General features: G+C 60.1%; 14 protein-coding genes. 13 read left to right on the plus strand and 1 reads right to left on the minus strand.

What is annotated here, in order from left to right; all coding sequences use genetic code 11:
• On the minus strand, positions 1–1076 hold a 1076-nt coding region (gene guaA, locus Q0G18_RS08345; RefSeq protein ID WP_297151923.1), incomplete at its 3' end, for a glutamine-hydrolyzing GMP synthase.
• Positions 1077–1443: 367 nt separating this feature from the next.
• On the opposite strand from guaA, the gene rplB reads away from it, so the two are divergent.
• The 13 genes from rplB to rplF all read left to right on the plus strand — a co-directional run.
• Entirely contained in the window at positions 1444–2274 is an 831-nt protein-coding gene (gene rplB, locus Q0G18_RS08350) for a 50S ribosomal protein L2 (protein WP_158050394.1), read from the plus strand.
• Positions 2275–2297: 23 nt separating this feature from the next.
• Positions 2298–2570, plus strand: a complete 273-nt coding sequence (gene rpsS / locus Q0G18_RS08355; RefSeq protein ID WP_296061600.1) for a 30S ribosomal protein S19 — start codon at positions 2298–2300, stop codon at positions 2568–2570.
• Between the two features lie 13 nt (positions 2571–2583).
• Positions 2584–2925: a 50S ribosomal protein L22 gene (gene rplV, locus Q0G18_RS08360; RefSeq protein ID WP_158050396.1), complete on the plus strand. Its 342-nt coding sequence runs from the start codon at positions 2584–2586 to the stop codon at positions 2923–2925.
• Between the two features lie 5 nt (positions 2926–2930).
• Positions 2931–3644, plus strand: coding sequence for a 30S ribosomal protein S3 (gene rpsC / locus Q0G18_RS08365; protein ID WP_158050397.1), 714 nt, complete (start codon positions 2931–2933; stop codon positions 3642–3644).
• Positions 3644–4066, plus strand: coding sequence for a 50S ribosomal protein L16 (gene rplP / locus Q0G18_RS08370; protein WP_158050398.1), 423 nt, complete (start codon positions 3644–3646; stop codon positions 4064–4066). The genes rpsC and rplP overlap by 1 nt, the downstream gene beginning before the upstream one ends.
• Positions 4067–4261, plus strand: coding sequence for a 50S ribosomal protein L29 (gene rpmC / locus Q0G18_RS08375; protein WP_139652572.1), 195 nt, complete (start codon positions 4067–4069; stop codon positions 4259–4261).
• A 21-nt stretch (positions 4262–4282) separates the two neighbouring features.
• Positions 4283–4543 (plus strand): 30S ribosomal protein S17, encoded by a 261-nt coding sequence (gene rpsQ / locus Q0G18_RS08380; protein ID WP_158050399.1) that lies wholly within the window; start codon positions 4283–4285, stop codon positions 4541–4543.
• A 45-nt stretch (positions 4544–4588) separates the two neighbouring features.
• A complete protein-coding gene (rplN, locus tag Q0G18_RS08385; protein WP_158050400.1) occupies positions 4589–4957 on the plus strand; it encodes a 50S ribosomal protein L14 in 369 nt (122 codons plus the stop codon).
• Positions 4958–4981: 24 nt separating this feature from the next.
• The gene (gene rplX / locus Q0G18_RS08390) at positions 4982–5296 is read left to right on the plus strand and encodes a 50S ribosomal protein L24 (RefSeq protein WP_246155894.1); all 315 of its coding nucleotides are present in this window, start codon (positions 4982–4984) and stop codon (positions 5294–5296) included.
• A gap of 125 nt (positions 5297–5421) precedes the next feature.
• Positions 5422–5970, plus strand: a complete 549-nt coding sequence (gene rplE / locus Q0G18_RS08395; RefSeq protein WP_158050402.1) for a 50S ribosomal protein L5 — start codon at positions 5422–5424, stop codon at positions 5968–5970.
• 93 nt (positions 5971–6063) lie between these two features.
• Positions 6064–6249, plus strand: coding sequence for a type Z 30S ribosomal protein S14 (locus tag Q0G18_RS08400; RefSeq protein WP_158050403.1), 186 nt, complete (start codon positions 6064–6066; stop codon positions 6247–6249).
• A gap of 110 nt (positions 6250–6359) precedes the next feature.
• A complete protein-coding gene (rpsH, locus tag Q0G18_RS08405; RefSeq protein ID WP_297151931.1) occupies positions 6360–6758 on the plus strand; it encodes a 30S ribosomal protein S8 in 399 nt (132 codons plus the stop codon).
• 17 nt (positions 6759–6775) lie between these two features.
• A partial coding sequence (gene rplF, locus Q0G18_RS08410; protein WP_297151934.1) for a 50S ribosomal protein L6 occupies positions 6776–7247 on the plus strand: 472 nt, incomplete at its 3' end.

Here is a 7247-nt window from a genome sequence, read left to right on the forward strand (position 1 = left end):
AGGTTGTGGTGGCTTTTGATGGTGGACGCCTTGCCGCCCGTCTTGCGCGCGCCGGACTCGATGATGTCGGGGTAGATAGTGCCCTGGGCCAGGAACTTCACGGGCTTGCCGTCGGTTTCGAGCTGCTGAGCGACCGCGAAGAACTCATTCCAGAACTGCGTGCCGATGATGCGGCGCTTCTGCTCCGGCTCGGTCACGCCGGCTAAAAGCTCAGCGTAGCGGTCCTCGGCGTGCACATGGATGAAGTCGACGTCGAACTGCTTGGTGAAAACTTCCTCCACCTGCTCGGGCTCGCCCTTGCGCAGCAGGCCGTGGTTCACGAACACGCAGGTCATCTGTTTACCGATGGCTCGGGCGCCAAGGGCTGCGACCACGGAGGAGTCCACGCCGCCGGAAAGCGCCAGGATGACGCGGTCCTCACCGACCTTCTCGCGGAACTCGGCGGTCATGGTCTCGACGAGGTTGTCCATCGACCAGTTCTTCTCGAGGCCGCAAATGCCGAAGAGGAAGTTGGAGAGGATCTGCTGGCCGAATTCGGTGTGCTTGACCTCGGGGTGGAACTGCGTGGTGTAGATGCGCTTCTCGGCGTTCTCCATCGCGGCGACAGGGCATACGTCGGTCGATGCCACCACGGTGAAGCCCTCGGGCACGTCGCGCACGGCGTCGAAGTGGCTCATCCACACGGTCTGATCGGCCGGGGTGCCCTCGAAAAGCGCGCCGCTCTCAACGTGAAGCGTCGCGGGGCCGTATTCGCCCACCTCGGGGTGGAACACGGTGCCACCGAGCGTCACCGCCGTGATCTGATGCCCATAGCAAAAGCCGAGCACCGGCACGCCTAGCTCATAGATCGCGGGGTCGACGCGCGGGGCGTCTTCGGCGTTCACGCTCGCCGGGCCTCCCGACAAGATGATGGCGGAAGGCGACATCTCGCGCACCTCCTCGGCGGTGATGTCGCACGGCACGATCTCCGAGTACACATGAAGGTCGCGCACGCGTCGGGCGATCAGCTGCCCGTACTGCGCCCCGAAGTCGAACACGAGGACTTTCTGCGCTGAAGCTTGGGATGATGCGCTCAATGCTGCTCCTTAGTCGAATTATCTTCATTCGCCGTCTCGTCAAACGGCGTCTTTTCACAACAAGATATCTTACTAAAAGGGTGGGGGAGTGATACCCGTTGCTAGGTGAAGGGTTTGGTAAAGAGTTGTGGTCACCTTGTGTTCCCAGGTCGCTACGAAAAGTCCTTCTTGCCGGTACTCCAAAAGATGTGTATAATCTTCGGTTGCGTCTGCGGTGTTATGGATACACCCGGGCGCGTGGTTAGACCGGCGTCATGACATCGAGCCTCCATCGGTGCCCACGGCAATCGGGAAGCCACGTAAGGTAGGAGGGTTTTTGGTGTGCGGAGAGGCGCGCGAGCAAAAACCCAGCAAGAAAGAGAGTGTCATGGGAGTCAAACAGTACAAGCCGACGAGCCCTGGCCGCCGTTTCCAAACGGTCTCCGATTTCGCCGAGATCACCACGTCGAAGCCGGAGAAGTCGCTGCTTGCGCCCCTTCACAAGAAGGCTGGTCGCAACAACAAGGGCCGCATTACCGTCCGTCATCAGGGCGGCGGCAACAAGCGTCGTTACCGCATCATCGACTTCAAGCGCAACAAGGACGGCGTGCCCGCCAAGGTGGCAACGGTCGAGTACGACCCGAACCGCTCCGCCCGCATCGCGCTTCTGCACTACGTCGACGGCGAAAAGCGCTACATCCTTCACCCGAAGGGCCTGAAGGTCGGCGATATGGTCGTTTCCGGTCCCGAGGCCGACATCAAGCCGGGCAACGCGCTTCCGCTCGCCAACATCCCCGTTGGTACGCTGATCCACGCGGTTGAGCTCCAGCCTGGCAAGGGCGCCGCTCTTGCGCGTTCCGCCGGCACGAGCATCCAGCTCATGGGTAAGGAAGGCAAGTACGCAATCCTGCGTATGCCGTCCTCCGAAATGCGCCGCGTCCTTCTGACCTGCCGCGCGACCGTTGGCGAAGTCGGCAACGCCGAGCATGCCAACATCCGCATCGGCAAGGCCGGCCGCAACCGCTGGAAGGGCATCCGCCCGACCGTCCGCGGCACCGTTATGAACCCGGTCGACCACCCGCACGGCGGTGGCGAAGGCAAGAACAAGTCTTCGGGTCGCAACTCTGTTTCGCCGTGGGGCATGCCCAGCAAGGGCCATCGCACCCGCAACCCGAAGAAGGCTTCGAGCCGTCTCATCATCCGTCGTCGCAAGAAGTAGCGCGGACACGTTAAGGAGTAACTGTGAGCAGAAGTTTGAAAAAAGGTCCTTTCGTAGAGCCGCGTCTGCTTGGCCGTATCGAGGCCATGAACGCAGCTGGCGAAAAAGACGTCATCAAAACCTGGTCGCGTGCCAGCACCATCTTCCCGGACATGGTGGGCCACACCATCGCCGTCCACGATGGACGCAAGCACGTGCCGGTGTACATTACTGAATCTATGGTCGGCCACAAGCTGGGCGAATTCGCCCCGACCCGCACCTTCAAGGGTCATTCCGCCGACAAGGGCAAGAGATAGGTAGGGGTGAACAATGGAAGTTAGAGCACAAGCCCGTTACGTCCGCGTTTCTCCCCGCAAGGCGCGTATCGTCGTCGACCTCGTTCGCGGCAAGTCCGTCGCCCAGGCTCAGGAGATTCTGCGCTTCACCAATCGCGGTATCGCAGAGACCGTGGAGAAGGTTCTCAACTCCGCCGTTGCGAACGCGGAGCACAACAACCACCTGCGCGCCGAGTCCCTCGTCGTGAAGAAGGCCTACGTTGACGAAGGCCCCACGATGAAGCGTATTCGTCCCCGCGCAAAGGGTTCCGCCGCTCGCATCCGCAAGCGCACGAGCCACATCACGATCGTCGTCGCCCCGCGAGAGGAGGCATAAAGCACATGGGTCAGAAAGTCAACCCGACTGGTTTCCGCATCGGCGTCACCGAAGACTGGCGCAGCCGCTGGTACGCCGATAAGAATTACGCCACCAACCTGGCGAACGACCTCGAGATCCGCGAGTTCCTGAACAAGCAGCTCTCCCGTGCCGCCGTCTCCAAGGTCGAGATCGAGCGCGCAGGCGACAAGATCAAGGTCATCGTCACCACCGCTCGTCCGGGCGTGGTGATCGGCAAGAAGGGCGCTGAGATCGACGCTCTCCGCAAGAAGCTCGAGAAGATCGCCAACGGCCCCGTGAACATCGAGGTCGTCGAGGTCAAGCGTCCCGAGCTCGACGCGAACCTCATCGCTCAGTCCGTTGCTGAGCAGCTCGAAGGCCGCGTGGCCTTCCGCCGTGCGATGCGCAAGGCCGTGCAGTCCGCTCGCAAGAGCGGTGCCAAGGGCATCCGCATCCAGTGCTCCGGCCGTCTCGGCGGTGCCGAGATGAGCCGTCGCGAGTGGTACCGCGAAGGCCGCGTGCCTCTGCATACCCTCCGCGCCAAGATCGATTACGGCTTCTGCACCGCCAACACCACCATGGGCGCCATCGGCATCCAGGTGTGGGTGTACCACGGTGAGGTCCTCCCCGGCCAGAAGGCTCCCCAGCCGGCCCTCGAAGGCACCTCTCGTCCGAGCCGTTCCCGTCGCAACGACCGTAACGAAAGGGGGACGAAGTAATGCTCGTACCTAAGCGCGTCAAGCACCGCAAGGTGCAGCGTGGCTCCATGAAGGGCAAAGCCAAGGGCGGCACCCGTCTGAGCCATGGTTCCTGGGGCATTCAGGCCCTCGAAGCTCACTGGATCACCAATCGCCAGATCGAGGCTGCTCGTATCGCCATGACCCGCCAGATGAAGCGTGGCGGCAAGGTTTGGATCACGATCTTCCCCGACAAGCCGATCACCAAGAAGCCGGCAGAAACCCGCATGGGCTCCGGCAAGGGCAACCCCGAAGAGTGGGTAGCCGTCGTAAAACCGGGCCGCATCATGTTCGAGCTCGATGGCGTTGACGAAGCGACCGCCAAGGAAGCTCTTCGCCTTGCCATCAACAAGCTGCCCATCAAGTGCAAGATTGTTTCCAAAGAAACGGAGGGGCAGGCGTAAATGAAAGCAGCAGAGATTCGTGAACTGTCTGCCGACGATCTGCAGGCGAAACTGAAGGAAGCGCGCGCTGAGCTTTTCAACCTGCGTTTCCAGATGGCTACCAGCCAGCTCGACAACACCGCTCGTGTTGGTCAGGTTAAAAAAGACATCGCTCGCATCCAGACCGAGATGCGTGCGCGCGAGCTGAGCGCTTAAGGCGAGAAAGGTTAGTGCAACATGAGTGAAACTCGCAATTCGCGCAAGGTCCGCCAGGGCGTTGTGGTCAGCGATGCCAATGACAAGACCATCGTCGTTGCCGTCAAGGAGCGCAAGCCGCATCCGGTCTATGGCAAGATGATCACCACCACCAAGAAGTTCCATGCGCATGATGAGAACAACGAAGCCGGCATCGGCGACACTGTTCAGATCATGGAGACGCGTCCGCTGTCCAAGATGAAGCGCTGGCGTCTGTCGAAGATCGTCGAGAAGGCAAAATAGCACGTGCGTTTTTGCATGCTATTCACGAGAAAGTTAGGTTAAGCAATGATTCAGATGCAAACCATGCTCGCGGTTGCCGACAACTCCGGCGCTCGCAAGGTGCAGTGCATCAAGGTCCTGGGCGGCTCCAAGCGCCGTTACGCGGGCCTCGGTGACGTGATCATCTGCAGCGTCAAGGAAGCAATGCCGAACGGCTCCGTGAAAAAGGGCGAGGTTGTGCGCTGCGTCGTCGTGCGCGTCAAGAAGGAAGTGCGTCGCGCCGATGGCAGCTACATCAAGTTCGACCAGAACGCGGCTGTCCTGATCAACCAGGACGGCTCCCCGCGCGGCACCCGTATCTTCGGGCCCGTCGCTCGCGAGCTCCGCGACAAGAAGTACATGAAGATCGTGTCTTTGGCACCGGAAACGCTGTAGGGAGGTTAGTGAGATATGTCTTCGATGCATGTTAAGAAGGGCGACACCGTGAAGATCCTGTCCGGCAAGGACAAGGGCAAGACCGGTGAGATCCTCCGCTCCATCCCGCAGCGTCAGCGCGTGGTCGTCGAGAAGTGCAACATGGTGAAAAAGGCTATGCGCCCCACCCAGCAGAACCCGCAGGGCGGCATCACCACCGTTGAGGCTCCTCTTCATGTTTCCAACGTGATGCTTGTTTGCCCGAACTGCAAGGAAGCCACCCGTACTTCCAAGCGTGTTAACGAGCAGGGTAAAAAAGTCCGCGTTTGCAAGAAATGTGGAAAAGACATCGACAAATAGGTGTCAAGTAACGTATAATCTTCAACCTGCGCGCCTTTCGGTGCGCAGGTTGTTGTATGACCCTGGGCAATCCAGGGACGCCGGGTCGGAAATCCGGCGTTCAAATCATCGGATGAGAGGCAAAAATGACTACTCCTCGCTTGAAGGAAAAGTACAAAAGCGAAATCGTCGCGAAGCTCGAGAAAGAGCTCGGCATTTCCAACATCAACAATGTTCCGCGTCTCCAGAAGATCGTCGTGAACATGGGCGTTGGCGCTGCCGCCAGCGACCACAAGCTGCTTGATGCTGCCATGAACGACATGCGCATCATCACCGGCCAGCAGCCCTGCGTCACCCGCGCCAAGAAGTCCATCGCAGGCTTCCATGTCCGCGAGGGCCAGGCTATCGGCTGCAAGGTCACCCTTCGTGGCGACCGCATGTGGGAATTCCTCGACCGCCTGCTGTCCACCGCGCTTCCGCGCGTTCGCGACTTCCGCGGCATCTCCCGCACCAGCTTCGACGGTCGCGGCAACTACACGCTCGGTATCACCGAGCAGCTGATCTTCCCTGAGATCGAGTACGACAAGGTTGACCGCACCCGTGGTATGGACATCACGTTCGTCACCACCGCTGAAAACAACGAGAATGCTCTTGCGCTCCTCGAGGCGCTCGGCTTCCCGTTCAAGAGCAAGTAAAACAAATCGGGTCGCACTCGCGGCCCATTTGCGTAACCTCGGCATTAAGGCTGCCTAAGGGAGGCGGCCTTTAAAGCAAGAAAGAAGGAATGCATGGCTAAGAAATCGATGATCGCCAAAGCCAAGCGCGAGCCGAAGTTCTCCACGCGTCAGCACAACCGCTGCACGCGCTGCGGACGTCCGCGCGCTTACTATCGCAAGTTCGGCCTGTGCCGCATTTGCGTGCGCGAGCTGGCGAGCAAAGGCGAACTTCCCGGCGTGACCAAGTCCTCTTGGTAGTCCTTTTCGGATTCACACGCTAGGGTGTGCCGGCGCATCAGGCGGAGGCGTTATGGGCGCCAACGAACCGAGCGCTTAGGCTCATCAAGGATCAAAGGAGAAAAACAAAAATGAGCATGACCGACCCCATCGCAGATATGCTTACGCGTGTGCGTAACGCTCATTCTGTCGGCAAGCCGACGGTTTCCATGCCGTCGAGCAAGAAACTCGTCGAGATCGCCCGCATCATGCAGGAAGAGGGCTACATTCAGGGCTTCGAAATCGTTGATGGCGAGCCCCGCGCAACCCTCGAGATCACGATGAAGTACGGCCCCAAAAAGGCCAAGACCATCCGCGGCATTAAGCGCATTTCCAAGCCTGGTCTGCGCATTTACGCCGGCAAGAACGACCTTCCGCGCGTTCTCGGCGGCCTCGGTACCGCAATCATCTCGACTAGCCAAGGCGTTATGACCGACCGCGACGCTCGCAACAAGGGCATCGGCGGCGAGGTTATCGCCTACATCTGGTAGGAAAGGAAGGCAAAGATATGTCGCGTATTGGCAAGCAGCCCGTCGCCGTTCCTGCCAACGTTGAGGTGACCATCGACGGTCATAACTTGACGGTGAAGGGCCCGAAGGGCGAACTGCACCGCAGCTTCAACCCGATGATGACCATTGCCCGCGATGGCGATGAGATCATCGTTTCTCGTCCGGATGACTCCCGCGAGGCCAAGAGCCTCCACGGTCTCACCCGTACGCTCATCCACAACATGGTCGAAGGCGTCGAGAATGGCTTCCAGAAGAAGCTTCAGCTCGTCGGCGTCGGCTACCGCGCCGCGCTCAAGGGCACATCCCTCGAGCTTTCCCTCGGCTACTCTCATCCGGTTGTCATCGAAGCGCCCGAGGGCATCAACTTCGAGGTCCCCAGCCAGACCGAGATCATCGTTCACGGCGCAAGCAAAGAGCAGGTTGGCCAGGTTGCAGCCGACATTCGCAAGTGGCGCAAGCCGGAGCCTTACA

Source organism: uncultured Ellagibacter sp. (genome assembly GCF_934636505.1).
Lineage (GTDB): Bacteria > Actinomycetota > Coriobacteriia > Coriobacteriales > Eggerthellaceae > Ellagibacter.